Annotated in this window: 20 protein-coding genes; 2 read left to right on the top strand and 18 right to left on the bottom strand. The window is 72.1% G+C overall.

What is annotated here, in order from left to right:
- Positions 1–61: 61 nt before the first annotated feature.
- From AB0E02_RS30080 to proB, 4 genes are all read right to left on the bottom strand, one after another.
- A complete protein-coding gene (locus AB0E02_RS30080; RefSeq protein ID WP_362144889.1) occupies positions 62–694 on the bottom strand; it encodes a hypothetical protein in 633 nt (210 codons plus the stop codon).
- Between the two features lie 87 nt (positions 695–781).
- A complete protein-coding gene (locus tag AB0E02_RS30075) occupies positions 782–2050 on the bottom strand; it encodes a glutamate-5-semialdehyde dehydrogenase (protein WP_362144886.1) in 1269 nt (422 codons plus the stop codon).
- A gap of 72 nt (positions 2051–2122) precedes the next feature.
- Positions 2123–2620, bottom strand: coding sequence for a hypothetical protein (locus AB0E02_RS30070; protein WP_362144883.1), 498 nt, complete (start codon positions 2618–2620; stop codon positions 2123–2125).
- A 247-nt stretch (positions 2621–2867) separates the two neighbouring features.
- A complete protein-coding gene (proB, locus tag AB0E02_RS30065; protein ID WP_362144880.1) occupies positions 2868–3986 on the bottom strand; it encodes a glutamate 5-kinase in 1119 nt (372 codons plus the stop codon).
- A 544-nt stretch (positions 3987–4530) separates the two neighbouring features.
- Here proB and AB0E02_RS30060 point away from each other — a divergent pair.
- On the top strand, positions 4531–6627 hold the full coding sequence (locus AB0E02_RS30060; protein ID WP_362144878.1) for a hypothetical protein: 2097 nt from the start codon (positions 4531–4533) through the stop codon (positions 6625–6627).
- Between the two features lie 329 nt (positions 6628–6956).
- Here the strand turns inward: AB0E02_RS30060 and obgE are convergent, their stop codons facing one another.
- The 8 genes from obgE to AB0E02_RS30020 all read right to left on the bottom strand — a co-directional run bounded on the left by obgE (position 6957) and on the right by AB0E02_RS30020 (position 18793).
- A complete protein-coding gene (obgE, locus tag AB0E02_RS30055; protein ID WP_362144875.1) occupies positions 6957–8393 on the bottom strand; it encodes a GTPase ObgE in 1437 nt (478 codons plus the stop codon).
- Between the two features lie 221 nt (positions 8394–8614).
- A complete protein-coding gene (gene rpmA / locus AB0E02_RS30050) occupies positions 8615–8872 on the bottom strand; it encodes a 50S ribosomal protein L27 (RefSeq protein ID WP_030413829.1) in 258 nt (85 codons plus the stop codon).
- Between the two features lie 14 nt (positions 8873–8886).
- Positions 8887–9207 carry a 50S ribosomal protein L21 gene (rplU, locus tag AB0E02_RS30045; protein WP_030413828.1) on the bottom strand — a complete coding sequence of 107 codons (321 nt, stop codon included), beginning with the start codon at positions 9205–9207 and terminating at the stop codon, positions 8887–8889.
- A gap of 286 nt (positions 9208–9493) precedes the next feature.
- Positions 9494–13306, bottom strand: a complete 3813-nt coding sequence (locus tag AB0E02_RS30040) for an Rne/Rng family ribonuclease (RefSeq protein WP_362144871.1) — start codon at positions 13304–13306, stop codon at positions 9494–9496.
- Positions 13307–13530: 224 nt separating this feature from the next.
- Positions 13531–14331 carry a TIGR03936 family radical SAM-associated protein gene (locus AB0E02_RS30035; protein ID WP_362144868.1) on the bottom strand — a complete coding sequence of 267 codons (801 nt, stop codon included), beginning with the start codon at positions 14329–14331 and terminating at the stop codon, positions 13531–13533.
- A gap of 94 nt (positions 14332–14425) precedes the next feature.
- The gene (locus AB0E02_RS30030; RefSeq protein WP_362144866.1) at positions 14426–15064 is read right to left on the bottom strand and encodes a GNAT family N-acetyltransferase; all 639 of its coding nucleotides are present in this window, start codon (positions 15062–15064) and stop codon (positions 14426–14428) included.
- Between the two features lie 77 nt (positions 15065–15141).
- On the bottom strand, positions 15142–17064 hold the full coding sequence (locus tag AB0E02_RS30025; RefSeq protein WP_362144864.1) for a TIGR03960 family B12-binding radical SAM protein: 1923 nt from the start codon (positions 17062–17064) through the stop codon (positions 15142–15144).
- A gap of 91 nt (positions 17065–17155) precedes the next feature.
- Positions 17156–18793 (bottom strand): CYTH and CHAD domain-containing protein, encoded by a 1638-nt coding sequence (locus AB0E02_RS30020; RefSeq protein ID WP_362144862.1) that lies wholly within the window; start codon positions 18791–18793, stop codon positions 17156–17158.
- Between the two features lie 185 nt (positions 18794–18978).
- On the opposite strand from AB0E02_RS30020, the gene AB0E02_RS30015 reads away from it, so the two are divergent.
- Positions 18979–19449, top strand: coding sequence for an ATP-binding protein (locus tag AB0E02_RS30015; RefSeq protein WP_362144860.1), 471 nt, complete (start codon positions 18979–18981; stop codon positions 19447–19449).
- Between the two features lie 24 nt (positions 19450–19473).
- Here the strand turns inward: AB0E02_RS30015 and rodA are convergent, their stop codons facing one another.
- The 6 genes from rodA to ndk all read right to left on the bottom strand — a co-directional run bounded on the left by rodA (position 19474) and on the right by ndk (position 26502).
- Positions 19474–20688 (bottom strand): rod shape-determining protein RodA, encoded by a 1215-nt coding sequence (rodA, locus tag AB0E02_RS30010; RefSeq protein WP_362144857.1) that lies wholly within the window; start codon positions 20686–20688, stop codon positions 19474–19476.
- Positions 20685–22835 carry a penicillin-binding protein 2 gene (mrdA, locus tag AB0E02_RS30005; protein WP_362144854.1) on the bottom strand — a complete coding sequence of 717 codons (2151 nt, stop codon included), beginning with the start codon at positions 22833–22835 and terminating at the stop codon, positions 20685–20687. The genes rodA and mrdA overlap by 4 nt, the downstream gene beginning before the upstream one ends.
- The gene (gene mreD, locus AB0E02_RS30000) at positions 22832–23548 is read right to left on the bottom strand and encodes a rod shape-determining protein MreD (protein WP_362144851.1); all 717 of its coding nucleotides are present in this window, start codon (positions 23546–23548) and stop codon (positions 22832–22834) included. The genes mrdA and mreD overlap by 4 nt, the downstream gene beginning before the upstream one ends.
- Positions 23549–23551: 3 nt before the next feature.
- A complete protein-coding gene (gene mreC / locus AB0E02_RS29995) occupies positions 23552–24484 on the bottom strand; it encodes a rod shape-determining protein MreC (protein WP_030413819.1) in 933 nt (310 codons plus the stop codon).
- 290 nt (positions 24485–24774) lie between these two features.
- A complete protein-coding gene (locus tag AB0E02_RS29990) occupies positions 24775–25794 on the bottom strand; it encodes a rod shape-determining protein (protein WP_003985182.1) in 1020 nt (339 codons plus the stop codon).
- Between the two features lie 294 nt (positions 25795–26088).
- A complete protein-coding gene (gene ndk / locus AB0E02_RS29985) occupies positions 26089–26502 on the bottom strand; it encodes a nucleoside-diphosphate kinase (protein ID WP_362144848.1) in 414 nt (137 codons plus the stop codon).
- Positions 26503–26751 lie beyond the last annotated feature (249 nt).

Below are 26751 nucleotides of genomic sequence, written 5' to 3'. Positions count from 1 at the left end.
GGGCAACTTCAGCGCACCGTTCCGTTTCGGGCGCCCCGGATGCGGGCAGCGCGCGACGGCGTCATTGTGCCCGGGTGCCGGCGGAAAACGACGGGCGCGCGGTCTCGGCGGACGGCAGCGACGGCAGGCCGGGGCGGGCCGTACGGACGCTGTCCGCGCCGCCGGTGGCCGGGGCGTCGACACCGCTGGACGTCGGGGCCGGCGCCGGGCTCTGGTTGCGCCCGGACGCACCGCGGAAGACGGCGCTGAAGGCCAGCGCGACCAGCCCGATACCCATGACCACGGCCAGCACCCAGGCCACCGGCCGGTGCCAGCGGATGCTGCCGCGGTAGGGCCGCAGCGAGCCGCCGTAGGGGCCGTACGGGCCGTGCGGCCGGTCGTCGTACTCGTCGTCCGCGTACCCGCCGTACGCACCGTGGTGCCGCGGGTCGCCGTACGCGTCGGGGTCGTCCGGGCCGTCGCCGTCGGGACCGAAACCGGCGGTCGAGCGGGCCGCTTCGGCCTCGGCGCGCGCCTCGGCGGCGGCCAGCATCCGCTCGACCGCCGAGGGCTCGTGGATCCGCGCGGACCGGACGAATTCCTCGTCGAAGACCACGGAAGCGAATTCCTCATCCGCTTTTCCGTGGCTCCCGTGGTGGTGCTCGTCGGGCTCTTCGCCGTCCGGGAACGGCGTGCCCCCCACGTCGTCCGGCACCCGTCCAGGTTAGCCCCGGGGGGCCATTTTGGGCAGGGAGAAAGCACAGGGAACGGGGCGGCGGGGACGGGAAATCCGGGGTCGGCGTCAGCGGGTGTGGCCGTCGCCGGTGACGATGTATTTGGTGGAGGTCAGTTCCGGCAGGCCCATGGGGCCGCGGGCGTGCAGCTTCTGGGTGGAGATGCCGATCTCGGCGCCGAAACCGAACTGGCCGCCGTCCGTGAAGCGGGTCGAGGCGTTGACCGCGACGGTGGTGGAATCCACCAACTGGGTGAACCGGCGGGCCGCGGCCTGCGAGGTGGTGACGATCGCCTCGGTGTGCCCGGAGGTCCAGCGCCGGATGTGCGCGACCGCCGCCTCCAGGTCGGGCACCACGGCGGCCGCGATGTCGTACGAGAGGTACTCCGTGGCCCAGTCCTCGTCGGTGGCGGGGGCGACCAGCCCGGGTCCGGCCTGCTGCCAGGCGGCGTCGCCGTGCACGACCACCCCGGCCTGGGTGAGCGCCTCCAGGGCGCGCGGCAGGAACTTCTCGGCGATCCCGGCGTGCACCAGCACGGTCTCGGCGGCGTTGCAGACGCTGGGCCGCTGGGCCTTGGAGTTGATCAGGATGTCGATCGCCATGTCGAGGTCGGCGGCCTCGTCGACGTAGACGTGGCAGTTGCCGGTGCCGGTCTCGATCACCGGGACGGTGGACTCCTCGACGACCGTACGGATCAGCGAGGCGCCGCCGCGCGGGATCAGCACGTCGACCAGGCCGCGGGCGCGCATCAGCTCGCGCACCGAGTCGCGGCTCTCGCCGGGCACCAGCTGGACGGCGTCGGCGGGCAGCCCGGCGCTCCGGACGGCGTCGCGCAGCACGTCCACCAGGGCGCTGTTGGAGGCGTAGGCGGAGGACGAGCCGCGCAGCAGCACGGCGTTGCCGGACTTCAGGCAGAGGGCGGCGGCGTCCACCGTCACATTGGGCCGGGCTTCGTAGATGATGCCGATCACGCCGAGCGGGACCCGGACCTGGCGCAGGTCGAGGCCGTTGGGCAGGGTCGAGCCGCGGACCACCTCGCCGACCGGGTCGGGCAGCGCCACGACCTGGCGGACGTCCGCGGCGATCGCCGCGATCCGCTCGGGGGTGAGGGTGAGCCGGTCCACGATCGACTCGGCGGTGCCGGCCTCCCGGGCCTTGGCGACGTCCTGGGCGTTGGCGGCGACGATCTCCTCGGTCCGCTCGACCAGGGCGTCGGCGATGGCGAGCAGCGCGGCGTCGCGGGCCGTCCGCGGCAGTGGCGCCAGGACGGCGGCCGCCTCCCGCGCACGGCGGGCGGTGTCGAGGACGGGCGAGGTCTGCGATGCGCTGCTGGTCATGGCCGCAGCCTATCGGGCGGGCAGGCCGCGGCCAGGGGGCATCTCACAGCGCGGAACGGATCGGGCCGCCAGTCAGAAGGGGTGCACGCCTACGGGTGCGGCCGGTGGCGGCCCGTAACCCTCGGCGATGCGCTGGTGGTACGTCTCACGGTCGATGACCTCCAGGCCGACGATCTCCCACGGGGGCAGCTTGGCCGTCGAGCGGTGCTCGCCCCAGAGCCGCAGGGCGACCGCCGCGGCGTCGTGCAGGTCGCGGGCCTCCTCCCAGTAGCGGATCTCGGCGTGGTCGTTGGCGTAGCGGCTGGTCAGCAGGAAGGGGTGGTCGTGCGCGAGCTGCTCCAGCGCCCGCCGGACCTCCCGCAGCGGGGCCTCGGCCCCGGAGACGCTGAGGGTGATGTGCCAGAGCCGGGACGCTTCTCCGCGGTCGCTCTCCGTGGTGGGCCGCGTGGTCCCGCTGCGCTCCCCCAGGTCCTCGTCCTCGGGCCGGCCGGCGGCCGGCCCGGGTCCGACGCTGGTCAGTGTGCGCTCCGCCGTCCCTCGGGGCGGTGCCCCTGGGCGCCCTCGTCTCACCGGCGGCCTCCTGTGGTGCGAATTGCTGGCCCCGGGCGGTTGCGGGGCCGACTGGGTGGTACGTCGACGGGTGCGCTTGCGCGCGGTGGGCGCCCCTCCCCTGTGGCGCCCCGCAACAAAGTTGACCAGCCCGCGGGCCGTCGCGGGGGCGTTTTTGCGAAGCTCTCGCGGGAAAAGACCGGCCGGTGCACCGCGGGCGGGGCGGGGTGCCGGTGCCGTGACGGGCGCCCGGGGGGGTCCGGCGGCGTCAGTGGTGCAGCAGCACCAGATCGTCGCGGTGCACGACCTCCCGCTCGTAGGCGGGGCCCAGCTCACGGGCGAGATCGCGGGTCGAACGGCCAATCAATCGGGGGATTTCCCGGGCGTCGAAATTGACCAGCCCGCGGGCGACCGCCCGGCCCCCGCCGTCCCGCAGCTCGACCGGGTCGCCGGCCGAGAACTCGCCCTCCACCGCCGCGATACCGGCGGGCAGCAGCGAGGAGTGCCGCTCCACGACGGCCTGGACCGCCCCGTCGTCCAGGACGAGCGCGCCGCGCGGGGTGGAGGCGTGCGCAAGCCACAGCAGCCGGTCGGCGGAGCGGCGCCCGGTCCGCAGGAAGTGCGTGCCCGTGGGCCCGCCGGCCAGCGCGTCCGCGGCGTGCACGGCGGAGGTCAGGATGACCGGGATGCCCGCCGCGGCGGCGATCCGGGCCGCCTCGACCTTGGTGACCATGCCGCCGGTGCCCACGCCGGCCTTGCCCGCGCTCCCGATGGAGACGCCTTCGAGGTCCTTGGGACCACGGACCTCGGCTATCCGCGAGGTCCCCGGGGTGGCCGGGTCGCCGTCGTAGAGGCCGTCCACGTCGGACAGCAGAATCAGCAGGTCGGCGCGGACGAGGTGGGCGACCAGCGCGGCCAGCCGGTCGTTGTCGCCGAAGCGGATCTCGTCGGTGGCGACCGTGTCGTTCTCGTTGACGATCGGCACGGCGCCCATGGCCAGCAGCTGGTCCAGGGTCCGGTAGGCGTTGCGGTAGTGGGCCCGGCGGCTGGTGTCGTCGGAGGTCAGCAGGACCTGGCCGACGCGCCGGCCGTAGCGGGCGAAGGAGGCGGTGTAGCGGGCGACCAGCAGGCCCTGGCCGACGCTGGCGGCGGCCTGCTGGCGGGCCAGGTCGCGCGGCCGCCGGTCCAGGCCGAGGGGGGCCAGACCGGCCGCGATGGCACCGGAGGAGACCAGCACGATCTCCTTGTCCTGGTGCTTGGCCAGCACGTCCACCAGCGCGTCGACCCGGTCCGCGTCCAGTCCGCCGGCGGCCGTGGTCAGTGAGGACGAGCCCACCTTCACCACGATCCGCCGGGCGTGAGCGACGTCCTGCCTTGCGCCTGCCACCTGCTGTACCCCTGTACTGCTCGCCTGTTTCCCGGCCGCCGTACGGGTGGTCCCCCGACCGTCCCGTACACGTCCCTACGGGCGCAATCTACGGCAGTGCGGCCCGCCGGCGCGTGCCGATATCGCCTGGCGGACGCCCGGTGGGACGGCGACCGGCCGGCCGGAGTGGCGAACGCCACCGGGAAGTGGCGGGGACGACCCGGCTGGTGAAACCCCCGTCAAATGGCTGGAACAATACGGAGGAACGCCCTCCGGTCCGCCCGCCGTATACGGCCGAAGGCTTCTTCCCGCGGCCGTATGTACTGCATTTACCGCCACCCACCCGGAATTCCTTAAGACGGGCGGAACGGCCAAGAGGTTGCGTTCGATTGGTCCGCTTTCGCGGTGATGAGAGCCACAGCAGATTGTCACCAAGGCCAACAAGGTCATACGGTCGGGTGTCCATCGGTCCCGTTTCGCCGCTCCGGCGGCGTCGCAGCGCGGGACCCGGCCGCCCCACTTCGGCCTCCCCCCTGACCTTCTTTGCTGCCAGGAGCCCTCCCCCGTGCCTTCCGCCGGAATCGTTCCCCGCCGAGCCGTACAGCTCACGGCACTCGTCGCGATGATGCTCGCGTTCACCGCCCAGCTCGTCGGTGCGCTGCTGCCCGTCATCCCGCTGTTCATCGCCGCCTCCGTGGTCAACCTGGGTCTCGACCTGGTCCTGCAGCACAAGCAGCCCGGCCTGCTCGCCGTGCTGGGCCGGATCCGGTTCGACGTCACGGTGCGCCAGCTGCTGCGCGACATGCTGATACTGGTCGGCCTGCTGCACATCGACGGCATCAACCCGCTGGAGGAGCAGGCGCCGCTCACCATCACGCTGCTCCTCTTCTACGGCACCCACTTCGTGTGCCAGGCGGTCGCGGTGCTGGTCCGCCGGACCCGCAGCCTGCCGTTCGTGACGCGCAACATCGACGCCGGCGAGCTGCGGCTGTGCGACGCGCCGCCGCGGATCCTGTCCCGCCAGACCGGCCGGCGGCTGCTGCGCTTCTCGGTGCCGACCACGATCGGCATGATGGTGACCGCGATCACGACCGACGCCTACTGGGGCGGCATCGGACTGACCGTCTCCCTGGCCCTGTCGGCCGGCGGCACCCTCTACCTGGGCACCTGGCTGCTGCCCAAGAAGCGTGTGGTCGCCGAACAGCAGGCGCTGGAGTGGCTGGACAACTGGCTGGCCGCGTACCGGCCGACGGTCGGCATGTACTTCTCCGGCGGCGCCTCCTCGGCCTACCAGGCCAACATGTGGCTCAGCACGCTCGCCTCCCTGGACGGCAACCCGATCATCGTGCTCCGTGAGCGCTTCATGGTGCAGAAGATCGAGGCCACGGACATCCCGATCGTCTGCATCCCCAAGGTCGCCAACCTGATGCGCCTGGAGCACTCCACGCTGAAGGTCCTGCTGCACCCGGCGAACTCCGGCAAGACCTCGCAGATCCTGCGGATCCCGTCGATCAAGCACGCGTTCATCAACCACGGCGAGAGCGACAAGCTCTCCTCCTGCAACCCGTACGCCAAGGCGTACGACGAGGTCTGGGTGGCGGGTCCGGCGGCCCGCGACCGCTACCAGCTCGCCGACATCGGCGTGGAGGACAAGGACGTCGTCGAGGTCGGCCGTCCGCAGCTGTCCCCGATCCGCCCGATCCAGCCCCTCGGCAGCGCCCCGGCCGGCCGGCCGACCACCGTGCTGTACGCCCCGACCTGGGAGGGCTGGGACGGCAACCCGGGCAACACCTCGGTGATCCTGGCCGGCGAGAACATCGTCCGCGAGCTGCTCGCCGACGAGAACGTGCGGCTGCTGTACAAGCCGCACCCGATGACCGGTTCCGTCGACCCGCGGGCGGGCGCCGCCAACACCCGTATCCAGGCGATGATCGCGGAGGCCAACGGCCGGCGCAGCGGTACCCGCCCCGGCCCGGAGGCCGCCGCCGAGCTGGTCCGCCGCGCCCAGGAGCTGGACGCCCTGACCACCTCCGCGTTCCGCAAGAGCGCGGACGAGCTGGAGCGGATGCGGCTGCAGGGAACCCCCGACGAGGGCCGCGCGGCCGCCGTCGCGGACGCGGTCACCGCCTGGGAGGAGGCGTACTGGAACTCCTTCCCCGACTGGGAGCACCAGATCATCACCACCGCCCGCCCCGGCATCTTCAGCTGCTTCAACCAGGCCGACGTACTGATCAGCGACGTCTCCAGCGTGGTTTCCGACTACCTGACCAGCGAGAAGCCGTACGCGGTCGCCAACACGTCGGGCATGACCGAGGAGGACTTCCGGGCGAACTTCCCGACCGTCCGGGCCGCGACGATCCTCACGCCGGACGCGGCCGGGGTGGCCGGTCTGCTCGACGCGGTCCGCGACCCGGAGAAGGACACCCTCGTCGCGGCGCGGGCCGAGCTCAAGGAGCACCTGCTGGGCCCGTCCGACCCGCCGTCGTCGGTCCGCTTCAACCGGGCGGCGATGGATCTGTGCACCAAGGCCGACGAGCGCCGCATCCGGATGGAGAACCGGCTCTCCGGCATCCCAGGCCAGCGCTCGCAGGAGGGCGTGGACGGCCCGGAGACGGCCGAACACGAGGCCACCGGCACCTCGGACGCAACGGCCGGCGTCTAGCCCGCAGAACGCCGTCTGCGGCCTCCGCGGACGGCCCTGAGCACCAGCGCAGGCCCCGGGAAGAGATCTTCCCGGGGCCTGCGCTTTGGGTTTGTGGGGGTGGGGGCTGCCGTGGTGAGGGGCTGCCCTGGTGGGGGGCTGCCCTGGTCGGGCGGCTGCCCTGGTCGGGGGCTGCCGCGGGCTGCCCTGGTCGGCGGCTGCCGCTTGGTTTTTTCCCCGCCGCCCACCCCCCTTCGGGGGGTGGGCGGGTACATGTGCGCGGGTTTCCCGCTTCGGGAACCCCTGGAAAGGCTCTTGGGGAACCCCCTGGAACGGCGCTTGGGGAACCCCTAGAACGGCCGGAAGCCGTCGTACTCCTGGGCGGCCTCGTCGCGTTCCGCGTCGCGGTCGCGGCGGCGCTGGGCGGCCGGGCGGGGCGCCTCGAAGCGGTGGTCCTCGCCGCGCCGGCCCAGCATCTCCGCGCCGGCCGTCACCGTCGGCTCCCAGTCGAAGACCACCGCGTTGTCCTCGGAGCCGATCGCCACGCCGTCCATGGCACGGGCGCCCGCCTTGAGGAGCGCGTCCTCGACGCCGAGGCGGTTGAGCCGGTCCGCCAGATAGCCGACCGCCTCGTCGTTGTTGAAGTCGGTCTGCCGCACCCAGCGCTCGGGCTTCTCGCCCCGTACGCGGAAGAAGCCCTCGCCCTCCTGCGTGACCGTGAAGCCCGCGTCGTCCACCGCCTTGGGACGGATGACGATCCGCGTGGCCTCCTGGACGGGCTTCGCGGCGCGCGCCTTGGCGACGATGTCGGCCAGCGCGTACGACAGCTCCTTCAGGCCCTGGTGGGCGACGGCGGAGACCTCGAAGACGCGGTAGCCGCGCTCCTCCAGGTCCGGCCGGATCATGTCGGCCAGGTCCTTGCCGTCCGGGATGTCGACCTTGTTGAGCACGACCACCCGCGGCCGGTTCTCCAGGCCGCCGTACTGGGCCAGCTCCTCCTCGATGACGTCGAGGTCGGAGACCGGGTCCCGGTCGGACTCCAGGGTCGCGGTGTCCAGGACGTGCACCAGCACCTCGCAGCGCTCGACGTGCCGCAGGAACTCCAGGCCCAGGCCCTTGCCCTGGCTTGCGCCCGGGATCAGCCCGGGGACGTCCGCGATGGTGTAGACCGTGGCGCCGGCGGTGACCACGCCGAGGTTGGGCACCAGCGTCGTGAACGGGTAGTCCGCGATCTTCGGCCGGGCCGCGGAGAGCACCGAGATCAGCGACGACTTGCCCGCGCTCGGGTAGCCGACCAGCGCGACGTCCGCGACGGTCTTGAGCTCCAGGACGATGTCCCGGGCCTCCCCCGGCTCGCCGAGCAGCGCGAAACCGGGCGCCTTGCGGCGGGCGGAGGCCAGCGCCGCGTTGCCGAGGCCGCCGCGGCCGCCCTGGCCGGCGACGAAGGTGGTGCCCTGGCCCACCAGGTCGGCGAGCACCTCACCGTTCTTGTCGAGCACGACCGTGCCGTCCGGGACCGGCAGGACCAGGTCCTTGCCGTTCTTGCCCTCGCGGTTGTCGCCCGCACCCGGCTGGCCGTTGGTGGCCTTGCGGTGCGGGTGGTGGTGGTAGTCGAGGAGGGTGGTGACGTCCTGGTCGACGACCAGGACCACATCGCCGCCGCGGCCGCCGTTGCCGCCGTCGGGGCCGCCGAGCGGCTTGAACTTCTCCCGGTGTACGGAGGCACAGCCGTGGCCTCCGTTACCCGCGGCGACGTGCAGCTCGACGCGGTCCACGAAGGTGGTCATGGTGGGGTGCCTCCAGATGAGCGGGGTGGTCTGGTACTGCGTACTACGGGTTGCCGCCGGGGCGCCGCGGAACTGCGCGGAGCAGCACGGCGCGTACGGCAGCGGGGGCGCGTACGTCAGGGGTGTCTCTGTCGTAACACGCGAAGGGCGGACCGGCCTTCCCGCTCACGCGGGAAAAGGCGGTCCGCCCCTGGTGGTGCTGTGTGACGTCCGGGCCCGTATTACTGGGCGACCGGGACGATGTTCACGACCTTGCGGCCACGGTGGGTGCCGAACTGCACCGCACCGGCCTGCAGGGCGAACAGGGTGTCGTCGCCGCCGCGGCCGACGCCCGTGCCGGGGTGGAAGTGGGTGCCACGCTGGCGGACCAGGATCTCACCGGCGAGGACGGCCTGACCGCCGAAGCGCTTCACGCCGAGCCGCTGAGCATTGGAGTCGCGACCGTTCCGGGTGGACGATGCGCCCTTCTTGTGTGCCATGTCTCCTCAGTCCCTTACTTCGCCGGGGCGTCGATGCCGGTGATCTTCAGCGCCGTGTGGAGCTGGCGGTGGCCGATCCGCTTCTTGTAACCGGTCTTGTTCTTGTACTTCTGGATCCGGATCTTGTTGCCCTTGTGGTGGTCCACGACCTCACCCTGGACCTTCACGCCGGCCAGGACCCACGGGTCGCTGGTGACCGCGTCACCGTCGACGACCAGCAGCGTGGAGAGCTCGACGGTGTCGCCGACCTTGCTGGTGGAAATGCGGTCAATCTCGATGACGTCGCCGACAGAAACCTTCTGCTGGCGTCCGCCGGTGCGCACGATCGCGTACACGCGGAACTCTCTTTCGCTAGAAACGGATCCTCTGATGCCAGCCGCTCTCACGGGCTCGGGACGTCCCGTGGAATCCGATCGGACGAGCGGCCTCCCTCGGCGGACCGAGAGGTAGTTGCTCAGAAGTTGGTGGTGTTCTGAAGTCTCAGACACCGACGGTCAAGGTTACGGGGCCTTGACCAGGGGGTCAAACCGGCCCCGGGCCGCCATGACGGCCCGGGGCGGATTCGTGACGCTCAGTCCTCCGTAGAGGCCCCGGTGCAAGCACCGGCTCCACCGGAGCGGCTTACGCCGCGCCCTCTGCCTGCGCGACCGAGGACTGCTCGGCGGCTGCGGTCTTCTTGGCCGCGGCCTTCTTCGTCGTCGCCTTCTTCGTGGTGGTCTTCTTCGCCGTGGCCTTCTTGGCGGTGGTGGTCTTCTTCGCCGCCGCCTTCTTGGCCGTGGTCTTCTTCGCCGCCGCCTTCTTGGCGGTGGCCTTCTTGGCCGTCGCCTTCTTCGCGGTCTTCTTCGCCGCGGGCGCCGCCTCCGGCTCGGCCGCCTCGGCACCCTCGACGGGCTCCGCGGCCGGTGCCTCGGCCTGCTCGGCGGCCGGCGTGGCGATCACCACGGTCGCCGCGGAATCGTCGGACACCTCGGGCGAGCCCGCCGGAGCGGTCACCTTACGGGTCGCCCGACGACGCGGACGGGCCGGCGCGGGCTCCGGGGCAGCGGCCTCGGCGGCCGGCTCCGGCGCCGCGGCGGGCTCCGGCTCGGCGGCCTGCGCGGGCGCCGGCTCGGCCGGCAGCACGATCGCGGCGGCCTCCTCGGCGGCGGCCTTGGGGGCGCCCGCCGGAGCGGACACCTTCCGGCTCACCCGGCGACGGCCCCGGCCACGTCCGGCCGCGGCCTCGGCCTCCGCCGGACTGCTGAACCACTCGTCGGCACCGGCCACCGCGGGCTGCAGCTCGGCCTCCGTCACGGCCACCGGCTCCAACTCGGGCGCGCCACCGTCCGGGGTGGGCTCGGCGGCCTCGACCTCGTGGACGTGCGGCTCGGCGGCCTCGACCGGCGCCGCCTTGCCCTTCTTCTTGCGCTTGCCGCCACCGCCGACCGTCGTCGGCTGATCCATGTGGACGATGACGCCCCGGCCGTTGCAGTGCACGCACGACTCGGAGAACGACTCCAGCAGGCCCTGGCCGACCCGCTTGCGGGTCATCTGGACCAGGCCGAGCGAGGTGACCTCGGCCACCTGGTGCTTCGTACGGTCCCGGCCCAGGCACTCCAGCAGGCGCCGCAGCACCAGGTCACGGTTGGACTCCAGCACCATGTCGATGAAGTCGATCACGATGATGCCGCCGAGGTCGCGCAGCCGCAGCTGGCGCACGATCTCCTCGGCCGCCTCCAGGTTGTTCCTGGTGACCGTCTCCTCCAGGTTGCCGCCCTGGCCGGTGAACTTGCCGGTGTTGACGTCGACCACGACCATCGCCTCGGTCCGGTCGATCACCAGCGAACCGCCGCTGGGCAGCCAGACCTTGCGGTCCAGCGCCTTCATCAGCTGCTCGTCGATCCGGTACGTCGCGAAGACGTCGACGTCCGAGGTCCACTTCTGCAGCCGGTCGGTGAGGTCCGGCGCCACGTGGGCGACATAGCCGTGGATCGTCTCCCAGGCGTCGTCACCGCTGACGATGACCTTGGAGAAGTCCTCGTTGAAGATGTCCCGCACGACCCGGACGGTCATGTCCGGCTCGCCGTACAGCAGCGTCGGCGCACTGGAGCTGCTGCTCTTGGCCTTCTTCTGGATCTCTTCCCACTGGGCCTGCAGGCGCTGGACGTCGCGCGCCAGCTCCTCCTCGCTCGCGCCCTCCGCGGCGGTACGGACGATCACGCCCGCGTCCTCGGGGACGATCTTCTTGAGGATCTGCTTCAGCCGGGCCCGCTCGGTGTCCGGAAGCTTGCGGCTGATACCGGTCATCGAGCCCTCGGGCACGTAGACCAGGTAGCGGCCGGGCAGCGAGACCTGGCTGGTCAGGCGGGCGCCCTTGTGGCCGATCGGGTCCTTGGTGACCTGCACCAGCACCGACTGGCCGGACTTCAGCGCGCTCTCGATCCGGCGCGGGCCGTTCGCCATGCCCAGCGCCTCGAAGTTGACCTCACCGGCGTACAGCACGGCGTTGCGGCCCTTGCCGATGTCGACGAAGGCGGCCTCCATCGACGGCAGGACGTTCTGCACCTTGCCGAGGTACACATTGCCGACGTACGAGGTGGCCTGCTCCTTGTTGACGAAGTGCTCCACGAGCACGTTGTCCTCAAGGACGGCGATCTGGGTGCGCTCGCCGCTCTGGCGGACGACCATCACCCGCTCGACGGCCTCACGGCGGGCGAGGAACTCCGCCTCGGTGATGATCGGCACCCGGCGGCGGCCCTGCTCACGCCCCTCGCGGCGGCGCTGCTTCTTGGCCTCCAGGCGCGTCGACCCCTTGATCGACTGCACCTCGTCGGCGCCGGTGCCCTCGTCCTTCTTGCGGGGCTCACGGACCTTGACGACCGTGCGCTCGGGATCGTCGGCGTGCGCGGCCTCGACCTCGGCGGCGTCCCCGCTGCGACGGCGGCGGCGACGGCGCCGGCGGCTGCTGCTGGAGCCGGCGCCCGACTGCTCGTCCTCGTGCTCCTCCGCCTCCTCGGCGGACTCCGCCTCCCGGTGGCCGGCCTCCTCGGCCTCGGCCTCCTGGGCACCCTCCTCGGCAGCGGCCTCGGCCTGCTGCTCCTCGGTGCCCTCGGCGCTCTCCCCGCGGCGGCGGCGACGGCCACCACGGCGACGGCGGCGCGACGGACGCTCGGCGAACTCGTCCTCGGCGTGGCCGGCCTCCTCGGCCTCGGCCTCCTCGGCGGCCTCCGGCTCCTCCGCGGGAGCGGTGACGACCTGCTCGGCCTCGACCGGGGCGCCCCGGCGGCGACGGCGCCGCGCAGCGGCCGGCGGCTGCTCCTCGGTGACCGGCTCGGCCTCGACGGCCTCCTGGCGCGCCGCGGCATGGGCGGCAGCGGCGGTCTCGGGGGTCTGGAACATCGGCTCGGTGAAGACCGGCGCCTGGAAGACCGCGGTCGGCGGCCGCTGGGCACGACGGCGGCCGCGCACCGGCGCCTCCTTCGCGGGCTCCTCCTCGGCCCGCGGCGCCTCGGCGACCGGCTCCGCGGCGCGCTCGGTACGGCGGCGGGACCGGCGGCGCGGGCCCTCGGTCTCCTCGGCGGCGGGCGCCTCGGCCTCCGCCGCGGCTTCCGCGGCCGGGAGGGGCGCCTCGACGGGCTCCTCGGCGGCCTGCGGCGCACCCGCGGGAGCGGTGGCCTTACGGGTCGCGCGGCGACGCGTACGGGCCGGCTTGGCCTCCTCGACGGCCTCCGCGGCGGCGGGCGCCTCCTCGGCGGCGGCCGGTGCGGCCGGGGCCTCGACGGGCTCCTCGGCGCTCGCCTGCGGGGCACCGGCCGGAGCGGTCGCCTTACGGGTCGCGCGGCGACGCGTACGGGCCGGCTTCGCGGGCTCCTCGGCGACGGGGGTGATCTCTTCTGCCTCCTCGGCATCCTCGGCCGGCTCGGCCGGCTCGTCGAGGGTCGCCTCCGCGACGACCGGCTCCGGGGCGGCCTCGGGCTGCGGGGCACCGGCGGGGGCGGTCGCCTTGCGGGTCGCCCGGCGGCGGGTACGGCGCGGGGCGGCCTCCTCGGTCTGCGGTGCCTCGGCGGCGGCTGCGGCACCGGCCTCGATCTCGGCCTCGGCAGGAGCCTCCACGGGCGCCTCCGCGGGCGCCTCGGCGGCCGGCTGCGGGGCCCCGGCGGGGGCGGTGGCCTTACGGGTCGCCCGGCGGCGGGTACGGGCCGGCTTGGCCTCGTCGCCGCTGCTCACCGCGGACGCGGTGGCCTCCTCGGCGGCGGCCCGGTCGGCCGTCGGCGCGGCGGGCTCGGTGCTCACCACGGTGGCCGCGGAGGCGTCACCGGCGACCGGCGGACCGGCCGGCCGGGACGCCGCCCGGCGCCGACGGCGCGGCGGCAGCGTGTCACTGGGTGAGTGGTTGTCGTCCGGACCGCGGTCCGGGGACGACGTGGCTTCAGTGGGCTCAATGGGCTCGAGCATGCGGGCGGTTCTCCCGTCACGCTCCCGGGCGCCGCGCCTGGTTCCGGTAGCGGTCCGCGTGATGAGCGCGGGCCCGCTGTCCGGGGCGTGGGCGCCGCACGGGAGCTGTCGTCTCGCTCGCCGGCCCCCTTTTTTGGGGTGGGGACCGGCGAAAGTCTCCTGGTCAGTGCGTCTGCCGGACCGGGGTGGCGCCCTGGTTGATCGGCGACGCGACGACGGCGGTCCTACGCAGTACCGTCCCCGGCTGCCGGGGAGGCCCCGCCCGGCGCCTTCGCGGCACTCTGCCCGGCGGCCGTGGGTGGGGCGGCCGTGGCAGCGTCGCGGTCGGGCGCAAGCGGGTCGGTCACCGCGCCGGTCTCCTCATCGAGCAGCCCCTGCGCCAGCCTGGTCACCGCAGCGGGGACCGGCGGCGCCAGGTCGGCCGTAGCTCGGAGGCCGGACAGGACGTCGTCGGGTCGAACGGCGGGTGTCACATGCCGAACAACCAGCCGCAGTATCGCACAGGCATTGCCGTCGGGCCTATCGCCCTGGCAACCGGCCGCTTCCAGATGCGCCACCGCGGCCCGGGCGTCGAAGGTCCGCATGCCGTTCTTCGTACGGCGTTCGACCAGCACCTCTTCGGCCGCGAGGAACGCCTCGACGGCGTGGGCGGCGACCTCGGGGGCGACCCCGTCGAGCCGGAGCTCCCACACCGACGCCTGCAACCGGTCGGCCAGGCCGCTGGTGCGGGCCTCGACCGATTCGATCACATCGAGCCCGGCCGGCAGCGACTCGTCGAGGAGTTCGCGAAGCTTGTCCGGGTCGCGGCGCGCGGCGAGCTGGATCTCCAGATACTCGGCCTCACTGCCCGTGCCGGTCGGGGCGGCGTTCGCGTACGACACCTTGGGGTGCGGGGTGAAACCCGCCGAATAGGCCATGGGGACCTCGGCGCGGCGCAGCGCCCGCTCGAAAGCGCGCTGGAAGTCGCGGTGGCTGGTGAACCGGAGGCGGCCGCGCTTGGTGTAGCGCAGTCGGATGCGCTGCACCGCCGGTGCGGGCGGCGGGCCTTCGGGCTGTCGCTTGCCCAGTGTCGTTCAGTCCTTCGTGAGTGCGGTCGTACTGCTACCTAGAGTACGTGTCTCACGGCCACCCGGTTCCCCAAGGGCGGTCCGGCTGCCCTCGGCGCTGCCCGCCGGACCCGCCGCCGACGCCGCCGGCGGGCACCGCCGCGGTGACCCAGTACCGCAGCTTCTCGTCCCGCCGGTCCTCGAAGATCCCGCCGCAGGCCTCGATGACCTTGCGTGATCCGAGGTTGTCCGCGTCGCAGGTGACCAGCACCGGATCGATGCCGAGCTCGTCGCGGGCGATCGGCAGGGCGGCGCGCAGCATCGCCGTGGCGTGCCCCTGCCGGCGGGCCCCGGGGCGTACCGCGTACCCGAGGTGACCGCCCCACGTGCGGAGGGAGGGGGTGAGCCGGTGGCGGAAGGTGACGCGGCCCAGATAGCTGCCGTCCACCACCCACCATCGGGTGGACACCGGCACCCGGCCGTCGGCGCGCTCGTCGTACGCGGTGCCGCCCACCGCGGCGACGTACGCGGCGAACCCCTCGGGGGTCGGCCAGCGGGTGCGCCAGGTGCGCAGTTCGCGCGCCAGGTTGGACCGCGGAGCGTGCTCGGCGCCGTCGGCGCGGAACTCGTCCATCGCGGCGAGGAACGAGTCGTGGAACGCGACGGAGGGGACGACCAGCCGCCCTGACGTCGGCGTGTGCGGTGCGGGCATCGGATCATTGTGCCGAGCACACCGCGGCCCGGCCACCGCGAGGGCGGAGGCCGGGCCGAACTGCTTTACGGGAGGCGCTACTTGACGACCGTCAGCGGCAGCAGCTTCTTGCCCGTGGGGCCGATCTGGATCTGGGTGTCCATCTGCGGACAGACCCCACAGTCGAAGCACGGGGTCCAGCGGCAGTCCTCGACCTCGGTCTCGTCGAGGGCGTCCTGCCAGTCCTCCCAGAGCCAGTCCTTGTCGAGGCCGGAGTCCAGGTGGTCCCAGGGCAGGACCTCCTCGTACTCCCGCTCGCGGGTGGTGTACCAGGCGACGTCCACGCCGAACTCCGGCAGCGTCTTCTCCGCGGCGCGCATCCAGCGGTCGTAGGAGAAGTGCTCGCGCCAGCCGTCGAAGCGGCCGCCGTCCTCGTAGACGGCGCGGATGACGGAGCCCACGCGGCGGTCACCGCGCGAGAGCAGGCCCTCGACGATGCCGGGCTTGCCGTCGTGGTAGCGGAAGCCGATGGAACGGCCGTACTTCTTGTCGCCGCGGATCTTGTCGCGGAGCTTTTCGAGGCGGGCGTCGGTCTCCTCGGCGGACAGCTGCGGGGCCCACTGGAAGGGGGTGTGCGGCTTGGGGACGAAGCCGCCGATGGAGACCGTGCAGCGGATGTCGTTCTGCCCGGAGACCTTGCGGCCCTCGGCGATGACCTTGACCGCCATGTCGCCGATCTGGAGGACATCCTCGTCGGTCTCGGTCGGCAGACCGCACATGAAGTACAGCTTCACCTGCCGCCAGCCGTTGCCGTAGGCCGTGGAGACGGTCCTGATCAGGTCCTCTTCGGAGACCATCTTGTTGATGACCTTGCGGATCCGCTCCGAGCCGCCCTCGGGCGCGAAGGTCAGACCCGAGCGGCGGCCGTTGCGGGTCAGCTCGTTGGCGAGGTCGATGTTGAAGGCGTCGACCCGGGTGGAGGGCAGCGACAGGCCGATCTTGTCTTCCTCGTACCGGTCGGCGAGGCCCTTGGCGATGTCACCGATCTCGGTGTGGTCCGCGGAGGAGAGGGAGAGGAGGCCGACCTCCTCGAATCCGGTGGCCTTCAGGCCCTTGTCCACCATCTCGCCGATGCCGGTGATGCTTCGCTCCCGCACGGGGCGCGTGATCATGCCGGCCTGGCAGAAACGGCAGCCGCGGGTGCAGCCGCGGAAGATCTCCACCGACATCCGCTCGTGGACGGTCTCGGCGAGCGGGACCAGCGGCTGCTTGGGGTACGGCCACTCGTCGAGGTCCATGACGGTGTGCTTGGAGACCCGCCACGGGACGCCGGAGCGGTTGGGCACGACGCGGGAGATCCGGCCGTCGGCCAGGTACTCGACGTCGTAGAACTTGGGGACGTAGACGCTGCCGGTCTTCGCGAGGCGGAACAGCAGCTCGTCGCGGCCGCCCGGGCGTCCCTCGTTCTTCCAGGCGCGGATGATCTCGGTGATCTCCAGCACGGCCTGCTCACCGTCGCCGACCACCGCGCAGTCGAGGAAGTCCGCGATCGGCTCGGGGTTGAAGGCGGCGTGGCCGCCCGCGAGGATCAGCGGGTGCTCGTCGGTGCGGTCCTTGGACTCGAACGGGATACCGGCCAGGTCCAGGGCGGTGAGCAGGTTGGTGTAGCCCAGCTCGGTGGAGAAGGAGACGCCGAGCACGTCGAAGGCGCCGACGGGGCGGTGCGCGTCGACCGTGAACTGCGGCACCTCGTGCTCACGCATCAGCGCTTCGAGGTCCGGCCAGACGCTGTAGGTGCGCTCGGCGAGCACGCCCTCCTGCTCGTTGAGGACCTCGTAGAGGATCATGACGCCCTGGTTGGGCAGCCCGACCTCGTACGCGTCGGGGTACATGAGGGCCCAGCGGACGTCGCAGCTCTCCCACGGCTTGACCGTGGAGTTGAGCTCACCGCCGACGTACTGGATCGGCTTCTGCACGTGTGGGAGCAGAGCTTCGAGTTGCGGGAAAACCGACTCGGACATCTCGAACCTTCGTGGGCTGACAAGGGGCGACTCTCAAGCGTAACCCGCTCGGCGGCACCCGAAATCGCACGGCGGGCGCGGTGCCCCCGTCTCACGCCCCCAGCCGCGCCAGCAGCCCCTTACGGGACGCCTTCGCCCAGGTGGCCGGCAGGTCGCGCTCCCGTTGGGCGGCCAGGGCCTCCTCGCGGCCGTGGAGGAGGCCGAAGGTGAAGCCGCCCTCGCCGGCGCGGTGGGCCTGGGTGGCCAGGTCACGGAGGGCGCCGCGGGCCACCACGCTGTCCTGGTGGTCGCCGAGCAGCTGCTGCACCTTCTTGATCCGCTTGGCGAACTTCTTCGCCGGCTTGCCGAGCGCCGGGCGGGCCGCCTCGGCCGCGTACCGGGCCCGCTTGGCGGCCTTGCGGGCGCTGTGCAGCGCCTCGTCCCGGGCCCGGCCGGCGGGGGCGTCCAGCGCGGCCGCCACGCGGCCGGCCAGCCGCCGGTAGTCCTTGAGGACGGCCCGGGCCGCCGCCTCGGAGGCGGGCCGCTTGGCGGCGGTGCGCAGCGGCGGGTCCTCCAGGAGGGCGTGCAGCCGGTCGAGGAGGGCCAGGTAGCGGGGGTCGTCCAGGGCGGCGAGCAGGCGGTCGCGGGCGCCGGCCCGGTTGCGCTCGGACCACAGCCGCAGCCGGGCGGCCACCGGGCCGAGCCGGAGCGTCCGGGGCACCTCCGCCAGCCCCGCGCGCAGCCGCTCGGCCAGCACCTCCTGGTCCCGGCCGGCCCCCAACTCCCCTGCCAGCCACTTGAGTTCGGCGCCTATCGGGTCGGTGACGGCGCGGTCGAGGACCTTGGCGTAGGAGCGGAAGGTGCTGCGCAGGCGGCGGGTGGCGACCCGCATCTGGTGCACGGAATCGGGCAGGTCGCGGCGGACCGCGGGATCGAGGGCGGTGATCGCCCGCACCTGTGTGGCGGCGTAGTCCAGGACGAGGTCCGCGGCGGTGCGCGGCTTCCCGCCGGAGCGGGCGGTCGACGTGCCCGCGGGGCGCCCGTCGGCGCCGTCGGGACCTTCGGTGCGCAGGCCCGTCTCGGTCAGTGCCCGGGCCAGCTTGGAGGGCGCCGAGGCGGGTCGCACCCCGGCGTCGGCCAGCGCCCGGCCGATCGCGTCCAGCAGCCCGGTACCCCCGTTGCCGCCCGTGCCGGTGCCGTCCTGGCCCGTACGGTCGCCGTCGCCGGCGCCGGCCAGCTCGACCTCGATCTCGTGCCAGCGCGCCTCCATCGGGCCGGTGCCGCCGGACGCCGCCGTGTGCGCAGCCGCGAACGTCACCCGCCGCGCAGTCACCGCGTCCATCGCCACCTCGGCCAGCGGTGCGCCCGCGGCGTCGCGCAGCACCCGGACGGTCCGGCGGGTCCGCAGCCGCACCAGGGGGATCAGGTCCTGGCCGCGGGTCCGGGAGCGGACCAGGGCGGCCAGTTCGGGGGGCGGGGCGTCCGAGAGCGGTGCCCGGATCTCCTCGCGCACACCGGGCTCGACCGGGAGTTTCAGGTGCCAGCCGGCGTCCGGTCCGCCGGTGCGCCGCCGGAGGGTGACGCCGTCCGCGGCGAGGCGCTGGTCGGCGGTGTCGTAGTAGAGGGCGTCCAGGCTTTCGGTGCCGCGCTCCTCCACCGTGGCGACCCGGTCGACGCCGGCCAGGTCGGGCAGGTGGGTGTCGTCGTCGGCCTCGTATTTCCGCTCGATCTCCCGCACGGTGTCCGCCATGCCTCGAATGTAGCCAGCAGCCATAACGGGGACCACCCACCCGGACAGGATCGCTCTCCGTGGTGTGTGCCGGCATCGGAAGAGCGGGTGGCACATGCCAGGGAAGGTGGCTTACGGTGTGTCACTAGCCGCCCACTCAGGGTGGCGATCGGCGCTCACTCGACCCCTCGGGGAGGGAGACACCCGTGCATCCCCACAGCGCAGCCGTCGCCCGGTCACCCATCCGCTTCTCGGCGGGGGCCCGCCCGTTTCTGCTGACGGCGCCGAGCGAACCCACCAGCCCGAAGCTCGCCCGCGATTTCGTCCGGGCCGTACTGCGCAGCACCCCGCTCACCCCGCTGCTGGACACCGCGGTGCTGCTCACCTCGGAGGCGGTCACCAACTCCCATCTGCGCACCCCGCGGTCGGCGGACATCCTGCTGCGGCTGCTGACGGCCGGGCACGGCCTGCGGATCAGCGTGCACGACGGGGCCGCGGTCCGCCGCCCCCCGCCGGCCGTCCCCTCGCCGGCCCGGCCGCCGTACGACCCGGTGGCCAAGGACGTTGATCACGGGCTGTGGCTGACCGGCGAGCTCGCCGACGACTGGGGCACCACGCCGTACGCCGGCGGGCCGCGGTCCGCGTCGCTGTGGTTCGAGCTGTACACCGTGCGGTGACCCGGCGCGGGCCGGGCCCCGCCGTCAGCGGGACGCGGACAGCGGGCGGCCGACCCGGATCGACTGGAGCAGCCCTATGGCGATCCAGACCGCGAACATCGACGTGCCGCCGTAGGAGACGAAGGGCAGCGGCAGGCCGGTCACCGGCATGATGCCGAGCGTCATGCCGATGTTCTCGAAGGCCTGGAAGGCGAACCACGCGATGATGCCGGCGGCCACGATCGTGCCGTAGAGCTCGGTCGACTCGCGGGCGATCCGGCAGGCGCGCCACAGGACGATGCCGAGCAGGACGATGATCAGGCCCGCGCCGAGGAAGCCCAGCTCCTCGCCGGCGACGGTGAAGATGAAGTCCGTCTGCTGCTCGGGGACGAACTGGCCGGTGGTCTGGCTGCCGTGGAAGAGCCCGGAGCCGGTCAGTCCGCCGCCGCCGATGGCGATCCGGGCCTGGTTGGTGTTGTAGCCGACACCGGCCGGGTCCAGGCTCGGGTTGGCGAACGCGGCGAAGCGGGCGATCTGGTACGCGTCGAGCAGCCCGAGCTGCCAGATGGCGACGCAGCCGACGACACCGGCGCTGACCAGTCCGAGGATCCAGCGGTTGGACGCGCCGGAGGCGAGCAGGACGCCGAGGATGACGGCGCCGAGCACCATGACCGAGCCGAGGTCGGGCATCAGCAGGATGATGGCGACGGGCACGGCGGCCAGCCCGAGGGCCTGGACGACGGTGCGGTGGCCGGGGTACGGGCGGTCGCCGGCGTCGACCCGGGAGGCCAGGATCATCGCCATGCCGAGCGAGATGGTGATCTTCGCGAACTCGGCGGGCTGGAGGGAGAACCCGCCGGGGATCGCCAGCCAGGAGCGCGAGCCGTTGATGGTGGCGCCGAGCGGCGTCAGCACCAGCAGGGCGAGCACCACCGACAGGGCGTACAGCACCGGGATCGCGCCGCGCAGGGTGCGGTGGCCGAGCCAGATCGTGCCGCCGGCCAGCGTCAGGCCGATGCCGAGGTTGAGCAGGTGGTGCAGGAAGAAGTAGTACTCGTCGCCCTTGTTGAGCTCGGTGCGGTTGCGGGTGGCGGAGAAGACGAGCAGCGAGCCGAGGAGCGACAGCAGCAGGCAGGACACCAGCAGTATCCAGTCCAGCTTGCGCAGCACGGAGTCACGTGCCGTCAGCTTTCCCCAGGTACCGAGTTCCGGGGTGTAGCGGCGGACGGAGAACGCCCGGGAGGTGTGGCTTGAGGTCACTGGGGGCTCCCCGAAGGTGAGGGCGACGGGGACGGCGGGGCGTAGGGCTTGATGGGCTGGGCCTCGATGGTGCCGTCGCTCTCGATCTTGGGCAGTTTGCCCTGCGGCCTGGGCAGCAGGGCCGCCTTCGGGTCGATGCCGCCCTTCTCGTCGACGCCGTACAGGGCGTTGTAGATGTTGCGCACGGCCGGGCCGGAGGCGCCGGATCCCGTACCACCCTGGGAGATCGTCATGACGATCGTGTAGTCCTTGGTGTACGTCGCGAACCACGAGGTGGTCTGCTTGCCGTAGACCTCGGCGGTACCGGTCTTGGCGTGCATCGGGATCTTGTCCTGCGGCCAGCCCTGGAAGCGCCAGGCGGCGGTGCCGCGGGTGGCGACGCCGGCCAGTGCGGAGTCGATCTGCTTGAGGGTGTGGGGGCTGTCCGGCAGCTTGCCGTGCGAGCGCGGCGCGATCTGCTGGATGTGCTTGCCGTCGGGGCTGACGATGGCCTTGCCGACGGTGGGGTTGTAGAGCGTGCCGCCGTTGCTGATCGCGGCGTAGATGGTGGCCATCTGGATGGGGGTGACGAGGGTGTCGCCCTGGCCGATGGCGTAGTTGATCGAGTCGTAGGCGTGCAGCTTCATGCCTTCGAGGCAGCCCTCACGGGCGAGCTTGGTGGTGTAGTCCTTCTTCTTGGGCCAGGCCTTGGCCTGCCGGCACCAGCCGTCCTTGTTGGCCTTCCAGAAGCTGTGCTTCCACCGGCGGTCGGGGACCCGGCCGTTGACCTCGTTGGGGAGGTCGATGCCGGTCTCCTTGCCGAGCCCGAACTGGTGGGCGGTCCGGTAGAACCAGTCGTTGGGGTCCTTCTTCGGCTTGTCGCCGCCGTCCTTCTTCCACTCCTCGTGCGAGAGCCGGTAGAAGACGGTGTCGCAGGAGACCTCCAGCGCCCGGCCCAGGCTGATGTCGCCGTGGCCCTCGCCCTCGAAGTTCCGGAAGACCTGGCCGCCGATGCTGTACGAGCTGGTGCAGGGGTAGTGGCCGTTGAAGTCGTAGCCCGCGTTGACCGCCGCGGTGGTCGAGATGACCTTGAAGATCGAGCCGGGGGCGGCCTGGCCCTGGATGGCGCGGTTCAGCAGCGGGTAGTTGGAGTCCTTGCCGGTGAGGCGGGCGTAGTCCTTGCCCGAGATGCCGCCGACCCAGGCGTTCGGGTCGTAGCTGGGGTTGGAGGCCATCGCCACCACCCGGCCGGTCTTCGCCTCCATGACGACCACGGCACCGGAGTCCGCCTTGTAGTTGGTGCCGGTGTTCTTGTCGTGCACCTTACGGGCGTCCTTCATGGCCTGGTCCAGCTGCTTCTCCGCCAGCGCCTGCACCCGGGCGTCGATGCTGGTGACTATCGACGAACCGGACTGGCCCTTCTCGCTCTTGGCCTGGCCGATGACCCGGCCGAGGTTGTCGACCTCGTAGCGGGTGACGGCGGCCTTGCCGCGCAGGTACGTGTCGTAGGTGCGCTCCAGGCCGGAGCGGCCGATCTGGTCCGAGCGGAGCAGCGGCGAGTGGGTGTTCTTGGCCTTGTTGATCTCCTCGTCGGTGACCGGGGAGAGGTAGCCGAGCACCTGCGCGGTGTTGGCGCCGACGGGGGCCGGGTAGCGGCGGACGGCGGTGGGCTCGGCGGTGATGCCGGGGAAGTCCTCGGACCGCTCGCGGATCTGCAGGGCCTGCTGGGTGGTGGCCTCGTCGGTGATCGGGATCGGCTGGTACGGCGAGCCGTTCCAGCACGGCTGCGGGGTCTTGGAGTCGCAGAGCCGGACCTTGTTGCGGATCTCCTTCTCGGACATGCCGAGCACCTTGGCGAGCCGGCCGAGCACGGCCTTGCCGTCGTCCTTCATCTTCAGCAGGTCGGTGCGGCTGGCGGAGACGACCAGCCGGGTCTGGTTGTCGGCCAGCGGCACGCCGCGCGCGTCGAGGATGGAGCCGCGGGTGGCGGGGTCGACGACCTGCTGGACGTGGTTGTTGCGCGCCTCGGTGGCGTACTCCTGGCCGTTGCGGATCTGCAGGTACCAGAGCCGGCCGCCGAGGGTGAGCAGCAGGGAGAAGACCAGGATCTGGATCGCGATGAGCCGGACGCTCACCCGCGAGGTCCGGGTTTCGGGGAGATGGGTCACAGCCGCTTGACCCCCTTGATCCGGCCGGCCTTGTCGCGGGCCGACTTGCCGAGCAGTCCGCCGCGCTGGCTGCCGATGTGGGCCTTGGCGCGGGCCGATTTCATGGCGCCGCGGCTGGCCTTGAGTCCGGTGCCGGTGGTGAGCCAGCCGTACGCGGAGTCACGGGTGGCGGTGCCGCTCGGGCTGGGGGAACCGTCGCCGACCACCGAGTCGTGCTCGGTACGGCGGGCCAGCGCCATCACCAGCGGGACCGTGAACGGCGCCAGCAGCAGGTCGTAGAGGGTGGCGCTGAGCAGCAGCCCGACCAGGCCGACGTGGCGGGCGGCGGTGTCGCCGACGAGCGAGCCGACGCCGGCGTACATCAGGGTCGAGCCGATGGCGGCGCCGATGACGACCATCAGCGGCAGGGTCGCCGAGCGGTGCTGGCCGGAGTCGGGCTTGGTCAGCCCGGCGATGTAGCCGATGACGCACAGGACCAGCGCGTAGCGGCCGATGGCGTGGTCGGACGGCGGGGCCAGGTCGGCCAGCAGCCCGGCGAAGAAGCCGACGAGCGCGCCGGCGACGTGGCCGTGGACCAGCGCCAGGCCGAGCACGACGAGCAGCAGCAGGTCCGGTACGGCGCCGGGCAGTTGGAGTCTGCCGAGGATGCTGACCTGGATGATGAGGGCGACGACCACCAGCGGGGCCGAGAGCAGGATCCGGTTGATGCGCATCGGTCAGCTCCTGGGGGAGGCGCTCGCGGAGGGCGTGGCCGTGACGGTGACCGTCGGCGTCGGCTTGGGCTTGGCCGGCGCGGGCGGCAGGACGGTGTCCCGCGGGTCCTGGCGGGGCGGCTGCACGACGACGCCGACGATGTCGAGCTGGGAGAACGAGACGAACGGACGGACCTGGAGGGTGCGGGTCAGATCGCCGTTGGAGGGCTCGACCTTGACGACCCGGCCGACCGGCACGCCGGGGACGAAGGGCTTGTCCTTGCTGGACCCGAAGGTGACCAGGCGGTCACCCTTCTTGACGGTGGCCCGGCCGTTGAGCAGCTGGACGCGCAGCGAGCGGACGCCCTGCCCGTTGGCGAAGCCGATCTCGTTGGTCTTCTCCATGCGGGTGCCGACCGTGAAGTCGGGGTCGGCGGCCAGCAGGACGGTGGAGGTGTCGGGGCCGACGGTGGTGACCCGGCCGACCAGACCGTCGCCGTTGAGGACGGTCATGTCGCGGGCGATGCCGTCCCGGCTGCCGGCGTCGATGGTGATGGTCCAGGAGAAGCCCTGGGCCGAGCCGATGGCGATCACCTGGGCGCCCTTGATGGCGTACTGGCCGGTGCCGGCGGTCTTGAGGATCTTGTCGAGTTCCCGGGCCCGGTTGCGGTTGCGGTCGGAGGAGCCGAGCTTGGCCTTCAGCGCCTCGTTCTCGTGCTGCAGCTGGGCGATCCTGCTGTGCCGCCGGCCGGAGTCCCGTACGGCGCTGACGGCGTTGCCGACCGGGTCGACGACGCGGGCGACACCGGCCTCGACCGGGCCGAAGGCGGCGGCCGCGGCCTGCCGGGCGCCATCGAGCGGGGACTGTTCGCCGCCGCGGATGTCGACCGTGATCAGCGCGAACGCGATCGCGACCAGCAGCACCAGCAACAGCCGGCTCTCTCGTGTGTCCCTCACGTGCGGCGGCCGTGTCCTTCCTCGTAGGACCGGCCGGCTGCGGGCCCCGCCGGTCTCGTTCGGGAGTTGAGCGTTGTGCCTTGCTGTGACGGGCCCGGTGGTGAACCGTCAGGGCACCGTGTCTGTCGGGATGTTGTGCCTGTATATCAGCGATTCGCAGCAACGATCCGTATCAACGACCGGGACCGCCGGTACGTAGCGGCCCGCCGGACGGACGGACCGCACTCGCCATGGTGCCCGACCGCCGCGGACGCCGCAGGACGGCCGCGGCGGGACCGGGAACCGGGGTGTTACCTGCGCGGCTGGGAGTCGAGGACCTGCTGCAGCGCCTCGAACTCCTCCACGCACTTGCCGGAACCGAGGGCCACCGAGTCCAGCGGGTCCTCGGCGATGTGGATGGGCATACCGGTCTCGCGGCGCAGCCGCTCGTCGAGGCCGCGGAGCAGGGCGCCGCCGCCGGTGAGCACGATGCCGCGGTCCATGACGTCACCGGAGAGCTCCGGCGGGCACTTGTCGAGGGTCGTCTTGACCGCGTCGACGATGGAGTTGACCGGTTCCTCGATGGCCTTGCGGACCTCGGCGGCCGAGATGACCACGGTCTTGGGCAGACCGGAGACCAGGTCGCGGCCGCGGATCTCGGTGTGCTCGTCCTGTTCCAGGTCGTACGCCGAGCCGATGGTGATCTTGATGCTCTCGGCGGTGCGCTCGCCCAGCAGGAGGCTGTACTCCTTCTTGATGTGCTGGATGATCGCGTTGTCGAGCTCGTCGCCGGCCACCCGGATCGACTGGGCGGTGACGATCCCGCCGAGCGAGATGACGGCGACCTCGGTCGTACCGCCGCCGATGTCCACGACCATGTTGCCGGTGGCCTCGTGGACCGGCAGGCCGGACCCGATGGCGGCGGCCATCGGCTCCTCGATGATGTGCACCTGGCGCGCGCCGGCCTGGGTCGACGCCTCGATGACCGCGCGGCGCTCAACTCCCGTGATACCGGAGGGAACGCACACCACGACCCGCGGACGGGCGAGGTAGCGACGCTTGTGGATCTTCAGGATGAAGTAGCGGAGCATCCGCTCGGTGATCTCGAAGTCGGCGATCACGCCGTCCTTCAGGGGCCGTACGGCAACGATGTTGCCGGGCGTGCGCCCGATCATCTTCTTGGCCTCGGCGCCCACCGCGAGGATGCCCCCGGTGTTGGTGTTGATGGCCACGACCGACGGTTCGTTGAGGACGATTCCGCGGCCCCTGACGTACACCAGCGTGTTGGCGGTCCCGAGGTCGACAGCCATGTCACGGCCGATGAACGACATGTTGTTCCCCATGAGGATACGTCTGGCCTTCCCAACTGGAGCGAATGCTTACTGGAGGTCGGCAGGAGGTGGTGCGCGCTGCGGCGCGGAAGCCTCCATCGTAGTTCGTAGTGCACCCACTCGAACACGTCGGGAGGCTGTTTCGCCATTGTCAGCCGTACACGTACCCGCCCCCCTCAATGGTGACGTCGTGTCGCGGTGATGCGTTCCCCCGATCGTGTCGCATACACCAAAGGGCGACCGCTGAATTTGTCGGTCGCCCCTGGTCACGAGGGGTGTACAGCTGATGAAACGTCAGGAAATACCGGGGAAGAAAATCTTGATCTCACGCTCGGCGGACTCTTCGGAATCCGAGGCATGGATCAGATTCTCCCGGGTGATCGTTCCGAAGTCCCCACGAATGGACCCACTCGGCGCGGCAATCGGGTCAGTCGGACCGGCCAGCGCACGCACGCCCTCGATCACCCGCTCCCCCTCGACGACCATCGCGACGACCGGGCCGGAGGACATGAACGCGACCAGCGGCTCGTAGAAGTCCCGCCCGACGTGCTCGGCGTAGTGCTGCTCCAGGATCGCCCGGTCGAGGGTACGCAGCTCCAGCGCGCTGATCGTCCAGCCGGCCTTCCGCTCGATCCGGCCGATGATCTCGCCGACCAGGCCGCGCTTGACGGCATCGGGCTTGAGAAGGACGAGGGTGCGCTGGCTCACGGTACGGCTCCTTGAGGGGTCGGGTGCAGTGCGGTTGAGGCTACCCCCACGTACCTGGCTTTCCCGCCGCGGGGCTTGCCGGTGTGCGCTTTGCGGCGCCTCCCACGTAGCTGTCTCTCCCGCCGCGGGTGTGGTTCGCCGTTGCGCTTTGCGGCGCCGCGTACGTGGCTGGCTGTCCCGCCGCGGGGGCGCGGTGCGCTTTGCGGCGCCGCGTACGTGGCTGGCTGTCCCGCCGCGGGGGCGCGGTGC

Origin of the sequence: Streptomyces sp. NPDC048196, from assembly GCF_040652715.1 — a bacterium.
Lineage (GTDB): Bacteria > Actinomycetota > Actinomycetes > Streptomycetales > Streptomycetaceae > Streptomyces > Streptomyces siderophoricus.
The sequence above is the reverse complement of the archived record's forward strand: the minus strand, read 5'-3'. Positions and strand labels throughout refer to the sequence as shown.